This is a genomic window from Niallia sp. FSL W8-0635, from assembly GCF_038007965.1.
Lineage (GTDB): Bacteria > Bacillota > Bacilli > Bacillales > Cytobacillaceae > Niallia.
On sequence record NZ_JBBOYD010000002.1, the window covers coordinates 261,704 to 284,201 of the forward strand.

The window sequence follows — 22,498 nt, forward strand, 5'->3', positions numbered from 1 at the left end:
CACCTCTTATTTCTTCATCAGTGTTTCAATAATGGGACATTCGTAAATATCTTTGTTTTCGGGACATCTTTCTTTAAGATCCATCAGCATTTGTTCAATTCTTTTGAGATCTTCAATTTTACGCTGGATGTCCTCTATCTTAAGAACGGTGAAATCATACATATCACGGCACTTTGCTTCATCGCGATCAACGACTCCTAGCAACTTATCAATTTCATTTAGCGTAAAGCCTAGTTCCTGCATCCTCTTTATGAAATTCAATCGATCGACCGTTTGTTGTGAATACATTCGGTATCCCTTTTCGGTACGATTAGGCTCTGGAATTAACCCTAAACGTTCATAATATCGAATGGTCTCTTTATTAACGCCGCACTTTTCAGCCAGTTCTCCAATACGAAATTGCATTTATCTCACCTCATATAAAGTATAAACCCTGTACCATAGTACATAGTCAATATATATATTACTCCCTTCAATTAAATGATTCCAATGCCGAAAACGACCGTTTTTGGTTAAAAACAGAGAACTTCTCTAAAACCTCAAAAACTACTTAAAATGCATAACCAAAAATATGACCAAAATCTAAATACCAATATATCTATTACAAACCCCTTTTTGGTATAGTTAGGACATTAAAAAAGGGGGAATTCTTGTTGAAATTTGGATATGCACGTGTCAGTACACAAGATCAGTCATTATCGTTACAACTCGATGCATTGACTCACTACGGAGTGGACCAGACTTTTGAAGAAAAGGAGTCAGGCAAGAGAAAAAACCGTCCGCAGCTTGACGAGCTTCTTAAAGTTTTGCGTAAAGGCGACACGGTAGTTGTCTATAAATTAGACCGTATCAGTCGTAGTACCAAACATTTAATTGAGCTTATGGAACATTTTGAATCAAAGGGTATTCATTTTGTCTCCATACAAGACAAGATTGACACGACAACTGCTATGGGACGATTCTTTTTTAGAATGTTGGCCAGCATAGCAGAATTAGAACGAGATATTATTAGTGAACGAACGAAAGATGGATTGACGGCTGCTAGAGCTAGAGGAAGAAACGGAGGCAGACCGAAGGTTGATTTAAAGAAAATAGAACTTGCTATAAAAATGTACGAAAGCAAAGATTACTCTTTATCTCAAATTAAGACGGCAACAGGGATTGGAGCGACAACCTTATATCGTTATCTAGAAAAGAAAAAGATATCTAGCAAGGAGTTGTAGCATGAGAGGGAAAGAATTACTAACAGAAGATCAAAGAACGGAATTTGTACGAATTCCAGCTGATATGAGCGAAAGTGAACTAGAAACTTATTATACTTTTTCACAATATGACCTTGAAATTATTAAACGACACAGAAGAGATCATAATCGTTTAGGCTTTGCTGTTCAATTATGTGTTCTACGCTACCCAGGATGGTCCCTTTCAGATGTTGGACCTATACCAGATTACATAATCCAATACATAGCTGGACAAATAAATGTTAATCCTAATTCATTTTCTTTATATGCCCAACGAGAGCCAACTAAACATGAGCATATGGAAGAAATCCGTCAAGTTTATGGTTATCAAAATTTTTCCCTAGGGAACTACCGCAAGGTAGCTCAGTTTCTGTTGAATCATGCCCTTCAAAATGGAAATTCAATGTATCTTCTTCGTACAGCACAAGAAGAACTACGGAATCAGAAAATTATTCTCCCTGGTATGACTACTATAGAAAGACTTGTTTGGGAAACTCGTCAACGAGCAGAGGAAAGAATTTTTAAATCATTAACTTGTACTCTATCTAAATGGCAAAAACAAAAGTTAGATAAACTTATAGATCCATTTGTAGACAATAGAAAAACCCCCTTAGCATGGCTTAGAGAACTTCCCGGACACTCTTCACCTGAAGCCTTTTTAAAAGTAATAAAGCGCTTAGAATATATTCGAGATTTAAAATTAGAAATAAATTCAGAACATATCCATCCCAATCGTTTACTTCAATTATCTCGTATTGGAGCAAGGTATGAACCACACTCATTTCGAAGGTTTAAAGAAAAAAAGAAATATGCAATTCTCGTGGCATATCTTGTGACTCATAGTCAGGATTTAATTGACCAAGCAATTGAAATTCATGATCGACAAATGATGATCTTGCAATCAAAAGGACGTAAAACACAAGAAGAAATGCAAAAAGAAAATGGAAAAGCAGTGAATGAAAAAGTCGTACATTTTGCAGATATTGGTTCAGCACTTATCCAAGCACGAAATGAAGGGCTTGATCCATTTAATGCTATTGAAAAGATTATGCCGTGGGATAAAATTGTTTCTTCCGTCGAAGAAGCTCAAAAATTAGCCCGACCGATGGATTACGATTATCTAGATTTGTTAGAAAATCGTTTTTCTTATCTAAGAAAATATACTCCTACTTTTCTTAAGTCTTTTGAATTTCGTTCTACACAAGGTACAGAGCCACTATTGCAAGCCTTAAAGACGCTAAATGAAATGAATGAATCTGGTAAAAGAAAAATTCCAAATGATGCCCCGGTAGATTTTATTCCTAAACGTTGGAAGAAGCATGTTTATGGTGATGATGGAATAATTAACCGACACTATTACGAGATGGCTGCACTAACAGAGTTGAAAAATCATATTCGTTCAGGCGACATATCCGTAGTCGGTAGTAGACTTCATAAAGATTTTGAAGAGTATCTTGTTCCTAAAGAAGATTGGACAACAACTCGTCTTACGGATACTAAACTAGCCGTTCGTTCATCGGCAGATGAATATCTTGAGGAAAGAAGAAAGTCACTAGCTCAACGCCTTACATGGGTTTCAAATAATCTTGATTCTTTAGAAGGAGTAACTATCGAAAAGGCTAAGATCCGATTGGACCGTTTGGAGAAGAATACACCCGAAGAAGCGAGAGCTTTTAGCCTGTCTTTATATAATATGTTGCCAAGAATAAAGCTCACTGATCTTTTAATGGAGGTAGCACACTGGACAGGATTTGACGAAATGTTGATACATGCCTCAACCAATCGCCCGCCAAAGGGAGAGGAAAAAGTTGTTCTCATGGCTGCTCTCATGGCGATGGGAACTAACATAGGACTTACTAAAATGGCAGAAGCGACACCAGGAGTTACTTATCATCAAATGGCTAATGCAGCACAATGGCGTTTATTTGATGATGCTATAAGTCGTGCACAAGCGACATTAGTAAATTTTCAACATAAGCTTAAACTAGCTTCCTATTGGGGAGATGGAAGTACCTCTTCTTCTGATGGAATGCGCGTACAGGTTGGTGTTTCATCGTTACATGCCGATGCCAATCCACACTATGGGTCTGGAAAAGGGGCAACCATTTATCGATTTACCAGTGATCAATTTTCAAGTTTTTATACGAAAGTCATTAATACTAATGCTCGTGATGCTGTCCACGTTATTGATGGATTACTTCATCATGAGACAGATTTAAATATTGAAGAGCATTTTACAGATACAGCTGGCTACGCCGACTCAGTATTTGGATTGAGTCATTTACTAGGATTTCGTTTTGCACCAAGGCTACGTGATTTAGCTGACTCTAAGCTATTCACGATCCAAACGCCAAGTGAATTCCATAAATTAGAAAATATACTCCGTGGTCGTATTAATACAAAAATTATTCAAGAGAATTTCGATGACGTATTACGTGTAGCTCATTCTATTCGAGAAGGAAAAGTGTCCGGTTCACTTATGATGGGGAAATTAGGGTCGTATGCGAGACAAAATAAACTTGCAACTACTTTGCGAGAAATGGGGAGAATCGAAAAGACCATTTTTATTTTGGATTACATATCTAACGAAACACTACGCCGTCGAATTCAACGGGGACTAAATAAAGGAGAAGCGATGAATGGGTTAGCGAGAGCCTTATTCTTTGGAAAACGAGGTGAGTTGCGGGAACGAGGAATACAAGACCAGCTACAACGTGCAAGTGCTTTAAACATTCTAATTAATGCCATTAGTGTATGGAATACCGTTTATCTTACAGAAGCAACAAAACTATTGAAGGAAAAAGGGAATTTGAGAGAAGACTTACTTAAACATATTTCTCCATTAGGATGGGAACACATTAATTTTCTTGGTGAATACAACTTTGATGCAAGAAAAGTAACAAGTCTACATTCCCTACGCCCTCTTCTTCAATAATATTAAAGGCCGATGATTCCTTAGCGTAGGAAAAATCGGCCTTTTTACCTCGGAATTTCTCTTAGCGTATGTTTTCCGCGTTTTGTTGGTAGGACCCCAAGTAAAACTTATTATAGAAGGTTTTAGAAAAGAAACAAACAAGATGAACTATATAATTCAAAAAAGGAGTGTGCTTACAAATGAAAAATTGGGTTGATCTTCAGCAAGATATTTTAGAAGCTAAAGAACTATTTGGAGAATTTATCAGTTGGTTAGAAATTGCTTTCCGCTGGTCATTCTTTTCTGTGATTATTTTATTGATTGGCTGTGTAATTATCAAATGGCTTCTTCAAAAGAATAAGATGGTTGGAGAAATCACGTTTGGTATGTTAATTGGTTTTTGCTCAATGTGGATATTTGGTAGTTTTGTTATTTCATTTTTTGCATATACAAACTGAAGCTGTGCTTCAGTTTGTATATGGACATTATTTTTTCTATAGCAATTTCGTAGAATATTTGCATAGAATAGGTATTCCATGCAATTAGTTAACAAAATAACAGTAAAAAGGAAATGAATTATGGCAAATAACAGTAAAAAAATATTGCATAGAATTATTTATGCCAAAAAATCTGGAGGAGAGAATATGATTAACCAATTTGTAGAAGAAGCACTGAGAGGAAAATCAGAACAGACAATTAAGACTTATGTTCACTCAATTAAGCAATTTAGTGATTGGTTGGAAGGGGCTGGAGCAGATTTATCAAATTACGCGAGAAGCGACGTTCAACAATACATTGATTATTTAGTGAGTAGACGCAAGAGCCCAGCAACAGTAAATAAAATTTGGAATGCGATTAAGAAGTATAGCAAATGGTCTCAACAAGTGAATACAATAGAAGATATTTCGGTTGTTAAACCTACTAACTATAAAAATGAGGCCCCTAAAGCACTAGACAGGTTAGAATTGAATAGGTTGATACGAGAAATTGATAGAACTGAGAATAAAAGAGATATGGCTATTCTACAAGTATTGTTAAATACAGGTTTACGGCTTTCTGAATTGGTTGCCTTAGATATATCAGATATCGAAGTAAGTGAGAGAAAAGGTCAGGTTACTGTAATTAAAGGAAAAGGAAACAAACAGAGAACAGTTCCACTTAATAAAGAAGCACGAAGAGCATTAGTTAAATATCTTGAAGAAAGGTCTGACAATGAAGAAGCACTATTTCTATCAAATAGAGGTAAAAGAATAAGTGTTAGAACAGTGCAATATTTAATAGAAAAGCAGGGTTTCAATGTTCATGCTTTAAGACATACTTTTATAACAGGATTAGTTCGAAGTGGACAGGATATCAGCGTAATCCAATCTTTAAGTGGACATTCAAGCGCTGACATGATACTTAGATATTCTGCTCCTACTCCTGAGGACAAACAGATTGCAGTAGAAGAAATTTGGACTAGGTGACCTTTACTAGTTTTATTAATCATTAATATTTGAGATCAATTATTATAATGGCTAATAAAATTACTATAATACTTTGCCATAAATAAAGGGTTATGCTATTTCATATAGAAGTGTAGGTATATCAGGACAATTATTCCCCTTTAAAATCCTGAATGTGTTCCTCTCCAAGGTGTAACTTAGACAAATTTCTTTTGCTAGCCCTTTCTAGGACATAAAATGGTCAAACAGTAATTTTTGCTGTTTGACCATTTTTATTAAATATCAAAATGTGACAATTTTGTGAAAGGTTATCTATGAACGAACAATAATATCATTTCATAGATAAAAAGGCAGGGTTATGCAGATAATGCATTTTTAATCTAACTTGTATATTATTTTAATATAATTAAATATTTATCTACGATTTTGCCGCCAATTCAAATCATAGAGAAGTGGGTTTACAAGCGTATCAAGGGTCTTTTATAATCAAAATCAAGTTAGAAAATTATCTATTAACAATTTTTTTGCAAGGGGATTTGTTATATGAGAAAAATTTAGGGATTTAAAAAGGGGGAAGTTTTAATGGGAAAACCAACAATTTATATGAATTTTGATGATCAAAATTCAAAAACGCTTCTAGGTATAACAATTAAGGCAACTAAGATGTTACAACATATGGGAGATCAATGAGATAAAACAGTTGAATTATATAATAATGTTGCTAGCGCGGTAGAAAACATTATTATAAGTGAGGGAGAAATATATGAAGGTGGACTCGATATTATAGAAGAGTATGTAACCATCAGTAATAGGAGACGATAGCCCAAATAAATTCGTCACAGATATCTTATGACATACCGATTTGGTCTTTTGATAAAGGTGCTATACTACCTAAAAGTAAGGTAATTGCACTTTAAAGGAGGTGGTTAATAAAAGTAAAACATGATTGCTACTAACCGTTACTTATTGTTGCGTCATTGGCGTGGGCAACTCTAAGCAAAACTATTATTTGGTGTTATATAGGTGATTCTATTTATGGTAATTATATATTACCACGGAATCTCCTTAATGAAAAGGGGGAATTTTAGTGAAAAAAATAGCAGTAGGTTACTTTATGGTTAATTTAAATGAATCAAACTGGCAAGTTATAAGTGATATGTACAAAGCGCTTTACGAATATTGCAATAATAAGAACTACTCGTTACATGCTGTGTATCACGATATTAGTGAAGAATTAACTGAATATCAATTACTCAACGCTGCATATAGACCAACTTTCAAGGATTTTAAAAGAAGAGTATCAGAAGACAGAAGGATTGACCATGTTCTATTACCAGTACTTTCAGAGAGTTATTATGATGATGGATATGATGATTTATTGGAAGTTCCTCACTTTGGAAAAATCTCAATGTTTTATGTAAATAGTCCAGAGATTCCTGAGGAAGCATACGAATTTGATGGAATACCTTTCTAAGAGATTCAAGATGGATTTTGAATAAAAATATAGATTTAAAAAAGGAGGAGTTTTTATGTTGGAACAGTTAAAAACAGCAGTAGGATATGTAAGGTTTGCTTCATTAGAAGATGGAGGTTTGCAACGAAGTAATGCAATTGTAAATTATTGCACCAATAAAGGAATTCTAGTCGAAAAGATTCTTGATGATCGAGAAAGTGGATATTCTCCATTAGTAACGCGTAATGGTGGTTGTAAACTAATCGATTACGTCGATAGTGGAGAAATTGACTATATCATACTCTCATATTTGCATGAATTGAGTAGAGACAATGAAGAACTTTATCATTTCTTAAAATTATTGAAGGAAAAAGGGATTGAGTTGATTGTACTTTCATCAATAAATATTGAAAGAAGTTATTTTGAAAACCTTTTTAAAGATTTCGCAGATAGAGATTTTCAACTACCTAGACTAGAAAGAGGTTATTTATATGAATAACGATAAATTTCATGTTGGAGTAATTAATTCAAGTTTCGGGATTCAAATAGCGGGTGCTGATGTTTGCTTTAAAGAAGGTGAGGTAGTTTATATCCTTGCTGAAATTTATGATAAAGAAAATCCAGAATGCATTATGTGGTATGTAGTATTAAAACCTTTAAGTAAGGATTCATTAAGGATTAACTCAGAATTTGTCGATTTAATGTTCCTAGAGAATGTTCCTCGATTTCCACATTAGAATGAACTATGGCTTCACATACAAGTATAAGAAAAGTCCTGCGGTAATATGTCAAGTACCAAAATCTAAGGAATTGGAAATTGTAAGCCAACCAATACCTAAAAAAGACAATACTTAAGAAACCCAGTAAGATATTAAACCATTTACTGGAAAATATTGAAGGATTTAGGATGTTTTATCCTTTAGTTATTCACCTTCCTTCTTGGCGTGTAGACTTGATCGTTGCGTAGCAGCGCATCGACCAACCGCACAAGTTTTCTTGCCGTTAAGACGAGTGCTCTTTTGTGTTGATGCTTAGGAACCTCACGATATTTTTTCAGGTAGTATGCCCGAAATTCAGGTTCATTTCGTTGAACCGAGTTGGCAGCTTCAACAAGGTAATAACGAAGAAATCTATTTCCTGAACGTATCATTTTGGTTTCCTCAGCTTGGAACTTTCCTGATTGATTCTTGGACCATGTAAGTCCACTATATTTGGCAATGGAAGCTTGGTTATCAAAGCGATCAATTTGTCCAATTTCGGCTAAAATACCAGCGGTATAGACTGGGCCTATTCCTGGAATCGTCTGTAAGGTATTAGGGATACCTTCTAGAAGCTTTTGGATGGCTTTGTCAAGTTCTTTAATCTGTTTAGTTATACTACGGATGGACTCTATTGAAGTCCCTAATAATAGGTCGATAGAATCTTCCACACACTTTGATAATCGGTAGGAAGATCTCGCAGCCTTTTGAATGGATTTCGCCACACACTCGGCGTCAGTAAAGCGATTTTTGCCCTTATCTTGAAGATAATTCGCAAGTTCTTGAAGATCCATTGAGCTAATTTCATCTAAGCTATATTGTTCAAGAAATAGCTCTAACATGGCATTTCCAAAAACCGAACTATCCACTTCAGTCGTAAAGGAACTACACTTATAAAATAAGTGTTGCAGAAAATATTGCTTTTCTCGCGTTAGGTTGTGAACGAGATGATATCTCATTCTTGTCAACCTTTGAAGAGCAATAAATTGTTCCTGCATCACCGCCGTTAGTGGAAGACGTCCAAACCGTAAGCGATCTGCAATAATCCAAGCATCGACTTGGTCTGTTTTATCCAGGTCAACATATGACTCTTTAAATTTTTTAATTAGTTTTGGATTAATAGTAAAGACTGTTGTTTTAAATTCTTTAAGAGATTCATCCTCGTGAAAAAACATAGCAGGATGCCAACTATAGACTGAAGTGGCCTCCATCCCGATTTGAATCTCGGAAATTGAGTTACTTTGGGCTATCTTGACAATCTGATCTTTCAGATAAGATGCCCCAGTCAAATTGTTGTCAACAGTGAGAGCAGTTAATGCTTCTCCTTCAAAATTCATGACACAAGCTTTCATATCTTGAGAGCTAACGTCTATTCCAACAAATAATTTCATGGTGGCTAACCTCCTTTCAATCTAGGATCAAGGGAAGGACTCTTCGGGATATCCCCAGTGTACTTGTCGGTCAATCACCCTCGCGTATTAGAACTCACTTTGGTCCATGAGCTGCCTGGAAGCTGCAACTTCCAGCATGGGCTGCCAAAGGGAACAGCCTGCGGGTTAGAAGTTCGAACAAGGACTGGGGAGACAGACTTTTGTAGTAGTCAAAGCTACAGGAGATGATAGAAATCCCCCAAATGATCCTAAGACCATTATCTAGGGACATCACGAAAAGTCCACCCTTTGGAAAACTTTTTCAGATAGTGGGGGGCTAGCCCCCCACTATCTGAACTAACATCTATAGAATTATCAAAGAACAATATTTTAATTGGAAATTACCTCGAAAGAGGACTATAAACTTACTATACGAGGAGATGGTTTAATGAAAAAAATAATCAATAAAAAAATTTATAATACAGAAACAGCGACACTAATTGCTGAGTATAGTAATGGGCTTACAAGAGGTGACTTTAATCATATCTATGAAGATCTATATGTAACTAAAATAGGACAGTTCTTTTTACATGTAGAGGGTGGACCACTTACTTGCTACAGTGAAACAGATGGTAGAAATACTTGGGGAATAGAAACTATTATTCTTCTAAATTCACTTCAAACATACAACTGGCTAGAAAAACGTTCAGAATACGAATTAATAGACAAATATTTTCCCGATATGGTTTCTGAGGGGTAAGGTTAATTAGTTTCTATAAGCAACTATAATCAATTTCAATATTAACAGTAGGAGGGTGTCTCTATAATATTTACTTCACACTATAACCCTTCCTGAAAAAGGGAGGAATCTATAATGGACAAGAAAACAACAAAAGAATTGAAAAGTGATAAGGAAAAGTTTCATATTCCTAGTGAAGAAGAATTGAAAAAAAGAGAACTAGTATCAGTTCTTGCGGAACTTATTTTAAATTATTCATTATCTAAAAAAGAAGTAAAGTAACGACGCTATAATTCAATGTGAACATGGGCAAGCTGCTGCTTGCCCAAATCTTAAAGGGGGATATCATAAGTGAAAAATTCAAAAAAGAAACCTGTAATTTATATGAGGATTGGATATGAAGAAAAATAGAAAAAAACAAATCCCGTTGAAATTATGAAAAAGATACGATGTCAAGTTATTAAATCTTATGGTAACGATACTATGAATAATTTTGTAAGTAAAAGTGATTTGAATGAGGGGAGAGATATATATGGAAAACAATAAAAAATTAAGAGTTGTGATTTACAAAAGGGTGAGTACTGAGGAGCAAAAAAGAACAGGTTTTTCATTGGAAGGGCAAGAAGATGAGTTAAGGGCATATGCCGAAAGGAAAGGGTATAAAATAGTAGGTGTGTACACTGATGGTGGCTATTCAGGTAAAAATTTCAACAGACCTGAAATTCAAAGGTTATTTTCTGATATGAGAAATGGTGATTTTGATGCGATTTTAGTATGGAAAGTGGACCGGATCTCAAGGAAGAACAGGGATGTTTTAGATTTAATTGATAATGAACTCCATCCAAGAAATATGAAACTATTAGTATCTACTTGTGATATAGATAGTAGTAATGCCAACGGTTATATGTTTATTTCTATGCTAGGTACTTTTGCTGAGTATGAAAGGTCACTAATTATAGAGCGTGTGTCAAGTGGCATGGAAAAACGTGCAAAATCAGGTATGTGGAACGGTGGTATCATTTTAGGATACGATGTAGTAGAGAAAAGTTTAGTAATTAATGAGGAAGAATGTGAAATAGTTAAACAGATTTTTCAATTAAGGGCAAACGGCTATGGGTACAAAGCGATTACAAATGTACTAAATAGTGAGGGAAAAAAATCTAAGAAAAATAACAGTTTTAGTATAAATGCTGTAAAAACAATTTTGGAAAATAGAACTTATATTGGTCAATTAAATTGGGGAACTCATAGAGAGTGGGAAAAGAAACGGAGAAGTGGGAAGACAGATCCAATCAGTGCCGAAGGTGTACATGAGGCAATAATCGAATTAGGTTTATGGAATAGGGTACAAGAAGTTAATAAGGTAAACAGAGACGCTTCTACAAATACCAAAAATATTAAGAGTGAGTTTATACTTTCAGGGATATTACGTTGTCCCACCTGCGGGGCTGGAACTGTTATGAGTAAGTCAAAGAAAAGAAATGGTTCAGGATATCATTTTTATTACATGTGTCAAAACTATCATACAAAGGGTAAAGATGTCTGCCGCTCCAATTTAGTTAAGAAAGAACTGATCGAAGAACAAGTTTTATCTTATATTAATGGTCTAATCTCTAAATCTGGAATCGTAAATGACATTATCGATAAAATAAATAAAGAAAAACATACAGATACAGACAAACTTCAAGAGCAAATAGTTGCTTATAAAAAGGAATTGAGAGTAAAAGAGAAGGAATTGGACGCTATTGACGAAGAATATCGCAATAAAGAAATTACTGCAAAAGCATACGGAAGGTTATCTGGGAAAATTGAGGATGAAGTAGATCGATTACAGGGTATTGTCAGCGATTTAGAAGAAAAGTACGGTAAAGTTACTTCATCCTACTCTGTTGATGAAAAGATTGTAAAAGAGGCCCTAGAAAACTTCAACGCTTTATTTACTGGTGCAAGCAATGAAAATAAGAAAATCTTAATAAAATCACTTATTAAGAAAATTGAAGTTGAATCAAACAGAAAGGAAATAAAGCGCATTGTCTTCTGGTTTTTAGAAGACAGTGCTTTGTCTTTAAAGAATGCTTTACCAAATAATGAAGGACGCAGAACCGTATCATAAATAACGCCATCGGATTGTGGACGTTTCTTATGTTGGGAATAGAGTTTATGACTCTAAAAAATAAATCGACACGTTCTCTCTTATTAGGCAATCCTAACATAATCATTCGAGATGGTGTTATGGACAGAAAGTTACTTACAAAGAACAAATTGGATGTAAATCAAGTATTGAGTATACTCCGTCAAAATAATGTCTTTTCAGTTCGCGAAGTCAAATACGGTATATTGGAAGCTAATGGGCAAATAAGTTTATTATTAAAATCCAAGTATCAAAAACCAGACAAGCAAGATCTCAATCTTCCAGAAAGTCCAGTAGACCTCCCAACATCGTTAATTATAGATGGGGAAATTTTATGGGATAATTTACATGAACTCGGATTTGATCAACAGTGGTTAGATAACCAATTAACTACCAATGGATATGATAATGTAAAGCGTATACTCTACGCAGATTGGCGAGAGAGTGAAGGCATACATGTAAGTCCTAAATAAAATTTGTTAGGATAAGAGCATATCAATTTTCTTGGTGAATATAAACTTTAGTCTTCAACGGGCGCTTTTCTGGAGTAAGGATTGCGCTCTTTCCGCATCTAAGTGTTCATTACAAAAGACCAGCTAATATCTTGACGGGATATTAGCTGGTTTTTGTCACCGATCAAAATGATCAAAACTACGACACTTTCAACTTAATAGGTATTCGCTGATTCATATTGAGTTCAAAAGTTCCGTATGGATTGACATGATGATAAAATAAAGGTGTTAATCCCCTAAAATCTTCTGGAGTCATTTTCTCCAACCAATATTGGTTGTTGTCATAAAGTACTTCTTGTACCATTAAGGTATTCATATAGACTAAGCAATTTTGCAGCAATTGAAGTGATAAGGCAGACACCTCATGATCTTCTATAGAATTGGAACGAATTTCACTATTTTTTCCATAAAAAATATAGGTGTTCACCGAGTTCCATTGTTCCACTGTATTTAATCCTTCATGGATCTCCCTGCGAATCTCTTCATAGTGTAAATAATCACATAAAAAGATCGTTTTAATCGCTTTCCCTAATTCACATAAAGCTAGATATGTTGGATGTTTTGTATCCCTAGTAAATCGCTTTAATATGGATTCGGCAGAAGCAGTACCCAAACGTAGAGCAGTTGCATACTTAATGATTTGTTCATACTGTTGTCCAATAAGATCCCAGTTAATTGGTCTACTTAAAACCGGTTGCAGGTGAGGATATTCATCATTCATGCCAGCTTCTGGACGATATAACTTTTGAGAACCTATATTTTTGAAACGTGGCATCAGCTTAAAACCAAGCAGATGACAAAAAGCAAAAGCAACCACACTTTGTCCGTGTGTATCGACATAATTTCGATCGATTTTCATATCTGTGCAGTGACGAAGGACCCCTTCTATCATCGCGGCCACTTCGGAAGAGAGACAGGACTTAAGCTGAGAATAAATACATGCCGATTTTCGATCCGTATGCCAATAAATCATAACCCCCTGCCTCTTATAACGAGGATGCCATTCGGAAAGGAGGTTCTGATCCCAAGATCCAAAATGTTTTGAATCGGAAGCACATGCAGTAGTAGCTTCTCCCCATACTTCTTTCTGCCGATGGTAGATAATATGATTGGTAACCTCTGCATTGGCTTTTCGTAAATGATCTTTATGAATAAATTTTTGACGGATATACCGAAGCTCCCGATAACCATCTAGGTGGTTTCCAGCAGAAACAGCTTTCAAACCTGTATTCGTTCCTAATCCAAATAAACTGAGAAGAAGCCGTCGTTGGATGGTTTCTCGATCTAAAATCTCGCTATCAGCAGTGGTCTTAAAATGCTGGGTAAACTCCGTATGAAAATCTGTTTCTTTTAATAAATCCAATAGGTTGATATCAGACCAACGATTCTTAATCTCCTGTTTAATCCTCATCACATGTGGGGGTTCAATTTGCTTTTCAAGTGGAGTGACTCGAATCCACCCCTTGTTATTTCTAGTAGTAATCGCGACTTGTTCGTTACTTTGAACCTCTAACCCTTGATTTAGTAATTGGAGCTTATCTTTCATCAACTGTATAATATCTTCGATAAAAGGCTCTACATCAAGTGGTGCTTTCAGTGCTTGAAAATATTCTTCCTTGTGCTCTTCAAAATCTTGGGGGAGATCTTCATCTGGGTTTCGATATCGATCAGCACCCTCAATCCAAATTTCTTTACAACGAAGACGAGTACGAAGCGATTGGATCACTGCAATTTCATAATTGATTCGATTCACTCTCTCTATGCCTTTGCTGTCTATCTCGATAATGACATCTTTCCATTTGGGCTGAATTACGCCTTCAATAGGCACTTCATCTCCAGCAGCGAAAAAACGTTGCCCACTTTCTCCATATTCTCGAATGAGTTGAATGGCTTCAATCACAGGTTGATGAAATTTATTGTTGGACCGAAAGGTAAGATTCATTAAAATATTAGAGAAAGCATGTCGATAATATCCGCGATAAGAGGCATGCATCTTTGTATAGATTTTTTCTTTGTATTCCCGATTATTTTTTGTCATATCTTTTATAATATCTTGAATCGTGGAAGGACTGACAATAGGGAATAGAGTATCTTGAATAACGCCTTCTGGATGATCTACCGTCGCTTTTAATAAGTTGACAATATGTTTATTTTTCCCTTGGATTCTTTCTAATTCCTTTACTGCTTCTTTTCGGGTTGTATTCTTGGCCTTATTTCCGAACTTAAGCGTAATTTCATCCAATAAATCAGCTAAATAATCAATGACTTCCCCATGACGATGCGAAAATAAGATGGCAAGTAGAGTATAACGAATGGGTGCTGGGTGTGCACGCAATTCCGTTAAGGTCTCCGTAGCTGCACGAAGTCGATATTTCTTTACTAATTTCGGAGTCAAATGATGAAATAATCCTGGAGGAATGTGTAGATGCTTGATCGCTAATAGTTTTTTAACTTCCATTTCCATGGTGCTTACACTTGGTTTACGAGGAGAAGATAAAAGGTGCCGAAAAGTTAAAATGTCAGATTCCACTTTCTCATGAAACTCTTCTTCAAAACCTTCTTCCGATTCCTCATCCGCATGAGATTCCAGTAATGCATCTAATCGAGAACAAGTCCTAGGAGACAGCTGATGATAAGTCGATTGATATAAATTCTTTTCAAAAGTGTCAATGGCAGAATCAATCATCCGATTCAAGCTTCCAATCGAAGGAGGTTCGACTTTCCACTTACGAAATAAGCTATATGCCTGATTTTTTAAGTAGTCGATATCATGAGTAAATTGAACTTGACCGTGTAACCACTCTGTCAAAAGTTCGTTATCTTTTGCTGTAAGTTCTCGAAAACCGAAGAATTCTCGAATTTGTTTTCGATAATAAGTAAAGTTTCTTTCATCTGCGCCCCAACGATATTCCACAAAGAGCACTGAAGATAACCCCAATTGCTGTGCTATAAATTCAACTACCACTTTGGGAATATCTTGTTTCTTAGAAGGAAATCTAGCCTCTTGTTGAAAGTACTTTAATAATACTGCAAATCCTAAACGACTTGCCCCTGTTTTATTACCAATCAGTTTTCTTTCAATTGATACTACTACAAAATGTTCTAGCAGCTCATCTTCATTCCAATTTCGTTTCATAAATATCCTTCCCCTAACATTAGAATAATCACTATTTTGAGTGTAATCTATTGAATAGAGGGTGAAAACTCTACTTTGCGGTCTAGAGCAGCAACCCTGTCACTAAGCCTAGAAGTTGCTATACAAATGAAAATGCTTATTTTAATGTATCCTGTCCCAAACCCTACTTAGATCTAAGGGAACATAAACTTTATCGCGATGAATTTCCTTATGTATAATAGGATTTTTAAAACTATCCTCTAAACTTCCAAAAAAATTCTTTTGTCTAGCTCGTGGTTTTGGTCCTAAAACCATTTCACTATAATCTTTATACATACTTCCTATTCTCCTTTGATAATTTTCCACTTTCTTATGTTAAATAATTTAATAACACAAACCTGCAACTATTACTCCATTTCCAAAACAAAAAGCATATATGTCTATGTTTGGACTAAAACTCACAGTAACCCATGAATAAATCAACTGAACTTTAATCACTTTTTTAAAAAAGCTTGATTTACCAAAAACCTTAAAATATTTCATATTTAAATTTTAAAAATAAATGAATAAATTTATATTTTATTTAGCACCATATTACTGTCAAATCATAGGAGGTGTTATTCATGACAGTCATAAATGACGTTAAAACAGCTTTAGCTGGATTAAAAAGCGCTCAAGCTAGCTTTGAAACATTTGCTCTCAGTACGGATAATCAACAAGCTAAGAAACTTTATCAAGATGCTGCTACACAAACCCAATCCGTTATTGATAATGTTGAACCACGTGTTCAACAAATCGAACAAGAAGAACCTCAATACAAACAACAATAATGAGTATGGCGAAAAGGTTGGTTGAAAGGCCAACCTTTTGCATCCCTATACTGGTAAAACATGGAGGTGATTTCATGAAAGTGAAAATATTATTTTTCATTTTAATCCTTATCGGAATGGGTTCAGGGTGTAACGGGAACCAAAATCAGTTAGATAATAATAATGATTTGAGTATTTCACAAGTACATACAAGTAAACCAATTGATCAATCTGTTGCCAATCATGCTAAAGAAAAGATTATCACTAAGGAAGAAATTTCGGATGTAAAGGCTGTGAATACAGATAATGAGCTTTTAGTAGCGATAAAAGTCGGAAATTTCAACCGTTTCCGATTAAAAAATATCGAGAAGTCAGTTAAATCTGACTTAAAAAAAATGTATCCCGATCATAAAGTATTTGTTTCGAGTGATAAAAAAATGTTCTGGGAACTTGAAAACATAGAACAGAGACTGAAAAAAAACGATACGAATGAGAAAAACTTAAAAAAGGATTTAAATAAACTGAAAAGTCTTATGAAGGAACAAACATAAAGAGAAAGGAACGAGTTATGTCTAATAATCAAAAGAAACAACTCACTCCTGTGCAACAGGAATACCAAAAATTGCAAAAACAACGAGAGATTAAAAGACCGGTTGTTAAAAATTGTATAAAGGCCTTTATAACTGGTGGACTTATCTGTCTGATCGGTCAGTGTATTTCTGACTTTTACATTTATTTTTTTGATTTTACTGAGCAAACGGCCGGAAATCCGACAGTGGGTACGTTAATTTTTATTACGATGCTTCTTACTGGTTTTGGTGTATATGATCGAATGGCCCAATTTGGAGGGGCTGGAACAGCTGTACCCGTAACTGGTTTTGGCAATGCGGTCATATCACCTGCCATTGAGCATCGTTCCGAAGGATTTGTACTGGGCGTAGGCGGCAACATGTTTAAATTAGCAGGGGCGGTTATTTTATTTGGTGTTTTTTCTGCTTTTGTCATTGCCCTCATCAAGACCATTTTAATCCAGTGGGGTGGTTTATAATGCTTGCAGGTCATCGTACATGGATCTTTGAACACAAACCTGTGATACTTTCTACTGGAACAGTTGGAGGACCATTTGAAGCAAACGGAGCGATCGCAGAAGATTTCGATCTCCTTCATGCTGATTTATGGCTTGGACAGGATTCCTATGAAAAGGCACATAAAGTCCTTTTTGAAGAAGCCTGTCAAAAAGCCATGGAAAAAGGGGGCATCCAAAAAGATCAAGTTCAATTTATCCTAGCTGGGGATCTGATCAACCAGATAACTCCGACAAGTTTTGCCAGTCGAACAATTGGATCTCCGTATTTTGGTTTATTCGGTGCCTGCTCTACGTCTATGGAAGGATTGGCTCTAGGTGCTTATATCGTTAATACAAAAGGGGCTAAATATTTGTTAACAGGAGCTTCCAGTCATGATACAGCTGTTGAAAAACAATTTCGGTATCCTACAGAGTATGGTGGACAAAAACCTCCTACGGCACAATGGACAGTTACTGGCGCCGGTGTAGCCCTTTTAAGTGATTCTGGGGATGGGCCTCGTGTCACTTCTGCCACAATAGGTCGTGTAATTGATATGGGTCTAACCGATCCTTTTAATATGGGAGGGGCTATGGCTCCTGCTGCAGTTGATACCATTGAAGCGCATTTAAAAGAACGAAACGTCGATCCGTCTTATTATGACTTAATTGTTACAGGAGACCTTGGGAAAATTGGGCATGAAGTTTCTTTGGATCTATTTAAAGAGCATGGAATTCCTATTCGTAAAGAGCAATACCAAGATTGTGGCCTTATGATTTATAGGGAGGGGCAACCGGTTCTTGCAGGAGCAAGTGGAGCAGGATGCTCAGCAACGGTAGTTTATGGTCATCTGTTAAACCGGATGAAAAAAGGTGAATTCAAAAGAATGTTAGTCGTTGCAACAGGTGCTTTATTATCTCCTCTTTCTTTTCAGCAAAATGAAACGATTCCTTGTATTGCACATGCGGTATCGATTGAATATGGAGGTGAACAATGATATGACCTATTTTTGGGCATTCACAGTAGGTGGTTTGATTTGTGTGATTGGGCAGATAATGTTTGATGTTTTTAAACTTACACCGGGACATACGTTAAGTACCCTTGTAGTAGTGGGGGCAATTTTAGATGGGTTTGGTTTATATGAACCGTTGATTGATTTTGCTGGGGCAGGGGCCACCGTTCCGATTACAAGTTTTGGGAATTCGCTTGTTCATGGTGCGATGCAGGAAGCAGAAAAACATGGGTTAGTTGGTGTACTGACAGGAATTTTTGAAGTAACTAGTTCCGGTATTTCAGCAGCCATTGTTTTCGGCATGATAGGAGCTTTACTTTTTAAACCAAAAGGATAAGGAGACTTAGGATGACAGTAGGATCAGATGTTAAACAGTGTTTTGCCAGTCTAAAGGGAGTAGAAGCAAGTCTCTCAAGTTTAGCCTTACGGACTTTTGATGATGAATCGAAAAGAACTTTGCATGAGGTTATGATGGTCGTACACGAAGTAACAAAAGATTTAAAAAAAAGAGTAGGAGAACTAGAAGGAGAGGAATTTCAGTACAAAGGTTTCTAGAAAACTATATTTACAGGGGGTATAAGCGGTGCCTGAATGGTTAGATATAGCTGTACGCTCAGCATTATTTGTTGCTGTTTTATTTTTAATCACAAAATGGTTAGGGAAAAAGCAAATTTCTGAACTAACTTTCTTTGAATATGTCACTGGTATTTCTATTGGAAGTATTGGTGCAGAAGTAGCTATGGGACTTGAACGAAGTATATTTCATGGAATTATTGGAATCTTCATTTTTGCTGCTATTCCCTTTTTTGCTGGTTTAATTTCATTAAGAAGTAAAGGTTTTCGCAATTTTATAGAAGGGAAATCAACTGTATTTATCAAAGATGGTAAAATCATGGAAGATAATTTAAAAAAGGAAAGATATACAACAGATGAACTGTTAGAACTACTTCGCAGAAAGGATGTCTTTCAGGTGTCTGATGTAGAATTTGCAGTGCTAGAGGCAACAGGAGATTTATCCGTTATGTTGAAAAAAGAGAACCAACCATTAACAGCAAAAGATTTAAACTTATTTGTTCCTTCCATTAAAGAACCACAGACTGTCATTATGGATGGTGTCTTATTTGACGAACCGCTAGCTACAATTGGACGAAATCGAGCTTGGCTACACACTGAGTTAGAAAAATTAGGGGTTACGGTTGAAAATGTATTTCTCGGACAGATTAATTCTTACGGAGAGTTAACGATTGATCTGTTTGACGATAAATTACAAGTCGCACCCCCACAAGAAAGACCCTTAATTCTTTCAACCTTGAAAAAATGTCAAGCAGACTTAGAACTATTTGCTCTTGGAACCGAATCAAAAGAAGCTAAGCAAATGTATAGTAAAAATAGTGAAAAACTACAAGAAGCTATTGTTAAAATGATGCCTATTTTAAAAGGATAATGGTTTATTTCGCTATCTTGGATGATCTTAAGACACATAACAAAAAAGTAGTACCATTTTTTTATATAATATCATTAAGTCGAATCTTGAAAATAAAATCTTTGGAAAAATATTTTTTTAAAATTGATTCGGGTATATGTATATATAGAAAGTTTTTCTTCAGCCGTTAAATTTAAAAACGCTAGGAAATTTTTTCAACTAAATATTCTGCTACAAATGATGTAAATACTCTAGAAGGAAGTCGTGATACCTATTCGTTAGTAGGGAAAGAGCAGAAGTATCAAAATCGTATTTATGTTATCGCCTAGTGTAAAATAAAGGGAGTAAACTGGGAATGCACCTATATCATATATTATAATTGAATAAATTTAATGTCTATCTGCAAAAACTGCCTCACCTCGGGTAGTTTTTTTGTATCATTAATAGACATTTTCCTTTAAACAGGGTTACTTGACCTACAAGGGCTAGGGTTATTAGTTATCGTTTTTTTGCGCTTATGTTGCGTCTACTTGCACTTCAGAAGTTATATTCAGTGAAGTAAAAGTTGTCTATAATGCTAACGTTTTTGGCATATACATAGAACACGTCCATTTAGACAGGAGAGTTCTTAATAAATGCCATATTTTATGAAAGCAGTTGCTATTCTTGTAGGCAGCATGTCAATAGCGTTGGGAATAAATACTTTTTTATTACCAAACAAAGTTTTAGATGGCGGAATTATTGGCCTAGGTTTAATTATTAGTTATTTATTAAATACAAACGCCGGGTTCACGATAATGGTATTGAGCATCCCCATTTTTGCTCTAGCTTGGTTTAAGTATCGTTCATATTTTTTTAATAGTTTGCACGGTATGCTTTTATCATCATTTTTTATTGACCTTTTTCATAACGTTAATCAAGTTCCTATAAAATTTTCACCAATTCTTAGTTCATTTACAGGTGGTGTATTCATTGGTTTTGGCATTGGTCTTATGCTTCGCTTCGAGACAAGCACAGGTGGAACAGATTTATTAGCCCAGTACTTTTCTGAATTCATTAAAATTAATGTTGGGATCATCATTCTCATTATGGCTGTTTTTGTTATTTGTCTTGGGGGTTTATTCGTTTCAACATAAACTTTCTTTCTTTCGGCTATAACTATTTCATCTGGTGGAATAACTACAAGCCTTTGCACTTGGAATTTTAAAAGCAATGATTATTGACCAAGTAATTCCAATTAATAACAATTAGGCAACTGTCTAGTCATTGGACAATCGCGGAGCATATGATGAAATTGTTAATATCAAATAGGTAAAAATCATTAACAAGGATGCTTTAATAAAAGGTTTGTGTCATTTTGAATAATTTACTTTTGATAAGTCTATTATCAATTACCGGGGGCCACTTACCTTTTCATAACCAGAAGCATTAACGAAATTTACCTATTTGTATTTTTAAACATGTCGATTGTTTTTTGAATATTATGGATGAAAATTATGGTCGGGAGATGAAGAGGAATGGAAGAAGTAGAAGAAATACAATATCGTGAAGAGTTGCTGGAATGGTGTGATAACATTTATTTGCATTGGGAAAGAATGAAACCAAGGTTTTCAAAATTATTTGATTTGAAGACCTTAGAGGAATGGGAAGAGTCATGTCGTGGGTTGAAAGAAAAATTACAGATAGATACAGAAGCTGATCTTGATGAATATCACACAGCAAAAAACTTATATGAACAGTGGGAAATGTTGTATGGAGAATCAATAAGTGGTAAAGAAGACGTTAATTCCGATGTGAGGGAAGGTGTGGAGTTGTCCACTCAATCTGATCGCGAAATCGAATTGTCGGATCGGGAAAGTGATAAAGAGGACGAACTTATACAGGTGACAATTAATTTGGAAATACCGAGACAGGATTTAAGGAAAATTTTATTAGACTATAAAATGGAAGTCTAGCCATCCCAAATAGAGAGGGGTCAATGGCCTATTTGTAATTCGTATAGAGAAAACGCCAAACCCTAAGTTCAAGGTGTTGGCGTTTGTTCATTTTTTACTCTTTATAAATAGTTATTTACACAACACTATTATTAAATTCCAAGTATCAAAAACCAGACAAGCAAGATCTCAATCTTCCAGAAAGTCCAGTAGACGTCCCAACATCGTTAATTATAGATGGGGAAATTTTATGGGATAATTTACATGAACTCGGATTTGATCAACAGTGGTTAGATAACCAATTAACTACTAATGGATATAATAATGTAAAGCGTATACTCTATGCAGATTGGCGAGAGAGTGAAGGCATACATGTAAGTCCTAAATAAAATTTGTTAGGATAAGAGCACATCAATTTTCTTGATGAATATAAACTTTAGTCTTCAACAATCAAGCGCTTTAATGAAGTAACTAAAGCCTAATTTTTCACTTATAACACCGAGAAATTAGACTTTTTATATTTTGATATCCTTAACGTTGTAAATCCGCATTTTCCTGACGCTACCCCTATATGAAGC

General features: G+C 35.4%; 25 protein-coding genes. 21 read left to right on the forward strand and 4 right to left on the reverse strand.

Features of this window, described 5'->3' with window-relative positions; translation table 11 throughout:
- Window positions 1-6: 6 nt before the first annotated feature.
- On the reverse strand, window positions 7-405 hold the full coding sequence (gene merR1, locus NYE52_RS23595) for a mercury resistance transcriptional regulator MerR1 (protein ID WP_031536985.1): 399 nt from the start codon (window positions 403-405) through the stop codon (window positions 7-9).
- A 248-nt stretch (window positions 406-653) separates the two neighbouring features.
- Between merR1 and NYE52_RS23600 the strand changes: the two genes are divergently transcribed.
- The 7 genes from NYE52_RS23600 (at window position 654) to NYE52_RS23630 (ending at window position 7,790) form a co-directional block, all read left to right on the forward strand.
- Entirely contained in the window at window positions 654-1,223 is a 570-nt protein-coding gene (locus tag NYE52_RS23600; protein WP_031536984.1) for a recombinase family protein, read from the forward strand.
- 1 nt (window position 1,224) lies between these two features.
- On the forward strand, window positions 1,225-4,176 hold the full coding sequence (locus tag NYE52_RS23605; RefSeq protein WP_031536983.1) for a Tn3 family transposase: 2,952 nt from the start codon (window positions 1,225-1,227) through the stop codon (window positions 4,174-4,176).
- A 179-nt stretch (window positions 4,177-4,355) separates the two neighbouring features.
- Window positions 4,356-4,613, forward strand: a complete 258-nt coding sequence (locus NYE52_RS23610) for a hypothetical protein (protein ID WP_031536982.1) — start codon at window positions 4,356-4,358, stop codon at window positions 4,611-4,613.
- A 186-nt stretch (window positions 4,614-4,799) separates the two neighbouring features.
- Window positions 4,800-5,621 carry a tyrosine-type recombinase/integrase gene (locus NYE52_RS23615; RefSeq protein WP_026675557.1) on the forward strand — a complete coding sequence of 274 codons (822 nt, stop codon included), beginning with the start codon at window positions 4,800-4,802 and terminating at the stop codon, window positions 5,619-5,621.
- Window positions 5,622-6,687: 1,066 nt separating this feature from the next.
- Entirely contained in the window at window positions 6,688-7,074 is a 387-nt protein-coding gene (locus NYE52_RS23620) for a hypothetical protein (protein WP_031536981.1), read from the forward strand.
- A gap of 55 nt (window positions 7,075-7,129) precedes the next feature.
- A complete protein-coding gene (locus NYE52_RS23625) occupies window positions 7,130-7,552 on the forward strand; it encodes a recombinase family protein (RefSeq protein WP_031536980.1) in 423 nt (140 codons plus the stop codon).
- Complete coding sequence (locus NYE52_RS23630) at window positions 7,545-7,790, forward strand: hypothetical protein (protein WP_026675560.1); 246 nt, start codon at window positions 7,545-7,547, stop codon at window positions 7,788-7,790. Before NYE52_RS23625 ends, NYE52_RS23630 begins: the two co-directional genes overlap by 8 nt.
- A 182-nt stretch (window positions 7,791-7,972) precedes the next feature.
- On the opposite strand, the gene NYE52_RS23635 is transcribed toward NYE52_RS23630, so the two are convergent.
- Window positions 7,973-9,202: an IS110 family transposase gene (locus NYE52_RS23635; protein ID WP_031540352.1), complete on the reverse strand. Its 1,230-nt coding sequence runs from the start codon at window positions 9,200-9,202 to the stop codon at window positions 7,973-7,975.
- Window positions 9,203-9,629: 427 nt separating this feature from the next.
- Between NYE52_RS23635 and NYE52_RS23640 the strand changes: the two genes are divergently transcribed.
- From NYE52_RS23640 to NYE52_RS23655, 4 genes are all read left to right on the forward strand, one after another.
- Complete coding sequence (locus NYE52_RS23640) at window positions 9,630-9,941, forward strand: hypothetical protein (protein WP_031540297.1); 312 nt, start codon at window positions 9,630-9,632, stop codon at window positions 9,939-9,941.
- A 114-nt stretch (window positions 9,942-10,055) separates the two neighbouring features.
- Window positions 10,056-10,202, forward strand: a complete 147-nt coding sequence (locus NYE52_RS23645) for a hypothetical protein (protein WP_155986800.1) — start codon at window positions 10,056-10,058, stop codon at window positions 10,200-10,202.
- A gap of 250 nt (window positions 10,203-10,452) precedes the next feature.
- Window positions 10,453-12,033 (forward strand): recombinase family protein, encoded by a 1,581-nt coding sequence (locus NYE52_RS23650; RefSeq protein WP_031540295.1) that lies wholly within the window; start codon window positions 10,453-10,455, stop codon window positions 12,031-12,033.
- A 47-nt stretch (window positions 12,034-12,080) separates the two neighbouring features.
- The gene (locus tag NYE52_RS23655; RefSeq protein WP_082169294.1) at window positions 12,081-12,524 is read left to right on the forward strand and encodes a DUF421 domain-containing protein; all 444 of its coding nucleotides are present in this window, start codon (window positions 12,081-12,083) and stop codon (window positions 12,522-12,524) included.
- Between the two features lie 178 nt (window positions 12,525-12,702).
- Here NYE52_RS23655 and NYE52_RS23660 read toward each other — a convergent pair whose 3' ends face one another.
- Window positions 12,703-15,699: a Tn3 family transposase gene (locus NYE52_RS23660; RefSeq protein ID WP_031538352.1), complete on the reverse strand. Its 2,997-nt coding sequence runs from the start codon at window positions 15,697-15,699 to the stop codon at window positions 12,703-12,705.
- A 141-nt stretch (window positions 15,700-15,840) separates the two neighbouring features.
- Window positions 15,841-16,014, reverse strand: a complete 174-nt coding sequence (locus NYE52_RS23665) for a hypothetical protein (protein WP_162837599.1) — start codon at window positions 16,012-16,014, stop codon at window positions 15,841-15,843.
- A 287-nt stretch (window positions 16,015-16,301) separates the two neighbouring features.
- Between NYE52_RS23665 and NYE52_RS23670 the strand changes: the two genes are divergently transcribed.
- From NYE52_RS23670 to NYE52_RS23715, 10 genes are all read left to right on the forward strand, one after another.
- The gene (locus NYE52_RS23670) at window positions 16,302-16,508 is read left to right on the forward strand and encodes a DUF1657 domain-containing protein (protein WP_017695330.1); all 207 of its coding nucleotides are present in this window, start codon (window positions 16,302-16,304) and stop codon (window positions 16,506-16,508) included.
- Window positions 16,509-16,582: 74 nt separating this feature from the next.
- Window positions 16,583-17,038: a YhcN/YlaJ family sporulation lipoprotein gene (locus NYE52_RS23675; protein WP_031538351.1), complete on the forward strand. Its 456-nt coding sequence runs from the start codon at window positions 16,583-16,585 to the stop codon at window positions 17,036-17,038.
- A gap of 17 nt (window positions 17,039-17,055) precedes the next feature.
- Entirely contained in the window at window positions 17,056-17,535 is a 480-nt protein-coding gene (spoVAC, locus tag NYE52_RS23680; RefSeq protein WP_017695333.1) for a stage V sporulation protein AC, read from the forward strand.
- The gene (gene spoVAD, locus NYE52_RS23685) at window positions 17,535-18,548 is read left to right on the forward strand and encodes a stage V sporulation protein AD (protein ID WP_031538350.1); all 1,014 of its coding nucleotides are present in this window, start codon (window positions 17,535-17,537) and stop codon (window positions 18,546-18,548) included. Before spoVAC ends, spoVAD begins: the two co-directional genes overlap by 1 nt.
- A gap of 1 nt (window position 18,549) precedes the next feature.
- Complete coding sequence (spoVAE, locus tag NYE52_RS23690) at window positions 18,550-18,900, forward strand: stage V sporulation protein AE (protein WP_031538349.1); 351 nt, start codon at window positions 18,550-18,552, stop codon at window positions 18,898-18,900.
- A gap of 11 nt (window positions 18,901-18,911) precedes the next feature.
- A complete protein-coding gene (locus NYE52_RS23695) occupies window positions 18,912-19,118 on the forward strand; it encodes a DUF1657 domain-containing protein (RefSeq protein WP_031538348.1) in 207 nt (68 codons plus the stop codon).
- Window positions 19,119-19,146: 28 nt separating this feature from the next.
- Complete coding sequence (locus tag NYE52_RS23700) at window positions 19,147-20,007, forward strand: DUF421 domain-containing protein (RefSeq protein WP_031538347.1); 861 nt, start codon at window positions 19,147-19,149, stop codon at window positions 20,005-20,007.
- Between the two features lie 614 nt (window positions 20,008-20,621).
- Entirely contained in the window at window positions 20,622-21,122 is a 501-nt protein-coding gene (locus NYE52_RS23705; protein WP_341195286.1) for a YitT family protein, read from the forward strand.
- Between the two features lie 381 nt (window positions 21,123-21,503).
- A complete protein-coding gene (locus NYE52_RS23710; RefSeq protein ID WP_031538346.1) occupies window positions 21,504-21,941 on the forward strand; it encodes a hypothetical protein in 438 nt (145 codons plus the stop codon).
- 113 nt (window positions 21,942-22,054) lie between these two features.
- Window positions 22,055-22,309, forward strand: coding sequence for a YetF domain-containing protein (locus tag NYE52_RS23715; RefSeq protein WP_223254541.1), 255 nt, complete (start codon window positions 22,055-22,057; stop codon window positions 22,307-22,309).
- Window positions 22,310-22,498: the final 189 nt, after the last annotated feature.

Excerpts from the sequence above, each read along its gene's own strand:
- NYE52_RS23695 (WP_031538348.1), top strand. The coding sequence starts at position 18,912 with ATGACAGTAGGATCAGATGTTAAACAGTGTTTTGCCAGTCTAAAGGGA.
- spoVAC (WP_017695333.1), top strand. The coding sequence starts at position 17,056 with ATGTCTAATAATCAAAAGAAACAACTCACTCCTGTGCAACAGGAATAC.
- NYE52_RS23625 (WP_031536980.1), top strand. The coding sequence starts at position 7,130 with ATGTTGGAACAGTTAAAAACAGCAGTAGGATATGTAAGGTTTGCTTCA.
- NYE52_RS23675 (WP_031538351.1), top strand. The coding sequence starts at position 16,583 with ATGAAAGTGAAAATATTATTTTTCATTTTAATCCTTATCGGAATGGGT.
- spoVAD (WP_031538350.1), top strand. The coding sequence starts at position 17,535 with ATGCTTGCAGGTCATCGTACATGGATCTTTGAACACAAACCTGTGATA.
- merR1 (WP_031536985.1), bottom strand. The coding sequence starts at position 405 with ATGCAATTTCGTATTGGAGAACTGGCTGAAAAGTGCGGCGTTAATAAA.
- NYE52_RS23670 (WP_017695330.1), top strand. The coding sequence starts at position 16,302 with ATGACAGTCATAAATGACGTTAAAACAGCTTTAGCTGGATTAAAAAGC.
- NYE52_RS23650 (WP_031540295.1), top strand. The coding sequence starts at position 10,453 with ATGGAAAACAATAAAAAATTAAGAGTTGTGATTTACAAAAGGGTGAGT.
- NYE52_RS23605 (WP_031536983.1), top strand. The coding sequence starts at position 1,225 with ATGAGAGGGAAAGAATTACTAACAGAAGATCAAAGAACGGAATTTGTA.
- NYE52_RS23615 (WP_026675557.1), top strand. The coding sequence starts at position 4,800 with ATGATTAACCAATTTGTAGAAGAAGCACTGAGAGGAAAATCAGAACAG.
- NYE52_RS23610 (WP_031536982.1), top strand. The coding sequence starts at position 4,356 with ATGAAAAATTGGGTTGATCTTCAGCAAGATATTTTAGAAGCTAAAGAA.
- NYE52_RS23705 (WP_341195286.1), top strand. The coding sequence starts at position 20,622 with ATGCCATATTTTATGAAAGCAGTTGCTATTCTTGTAGGCAGCATGTCA.
- NYE52_RS23630 (WP_026675560.1), top strand. The coding sequence starts at position 7,545 with ATGAATAACGATAAATTTCATGTTGGAGTAATTAATTCAAGTTTCGGG.
- NYE52_RS23665 (WP_162837599.1), bottom strand. The coding sequence starts at position 16,014 with ATGTATAAAGATTATAGTGAAATGGTTTTAGGACCAAAACCACGAGCT.
- NYE52_RS23710 (WP_031538346.1), top strand. The coding sequence starts at position 21,504 with ATGGAAGAAGTAGAAGAAATACAATATCGTGAAGAGTTGCTGGAATGG.
- NYE52_RS23635 (WP_031540352.1), bottom strand. The coding sequence starts at position 9,202 with ATGAAATTATTTGTTGGAATAGACGTTAGCTCTCAAGATATGAAAGCT.
- NYE52_RS23660 (WP_031538352.1), bottom strand. The coding sequence starts at position 15,699 with ATGAAACGAAATTGGAATGAAGATGAGCTGCTAGAACATTTTGTAGTA.
- NYE52_RS23640 (WP_031540297.1), top strand. The coding sequence starts at position 9,630 with ATGAAAAAAATAATCAATAAAAAAATTTATAATACAGAAACAGCGACA.
- NYE52_RS23655 (WP_082169294.1), top strand. The coding sequence starts at position 12,081 with ATGACTCTAAAAAATAAATCGACACGTTCTCTCTTATTAGGCAATCCT.
- spoVAE (WP_031538349.1), top strand. The coding sequence starts at position 18,550 with ATGACCTATTTTTGGGCATTCACAGTAGGTGGTTTGATTTGTGTGATT.
- NYE52_RS23645 (WP_155986800.1), top strand. The coding sequence starts at position 10,056 with ATGGACAAGAAAACAACAAAAGAATTGAAAAGTGATAAGGAAAAGTTT.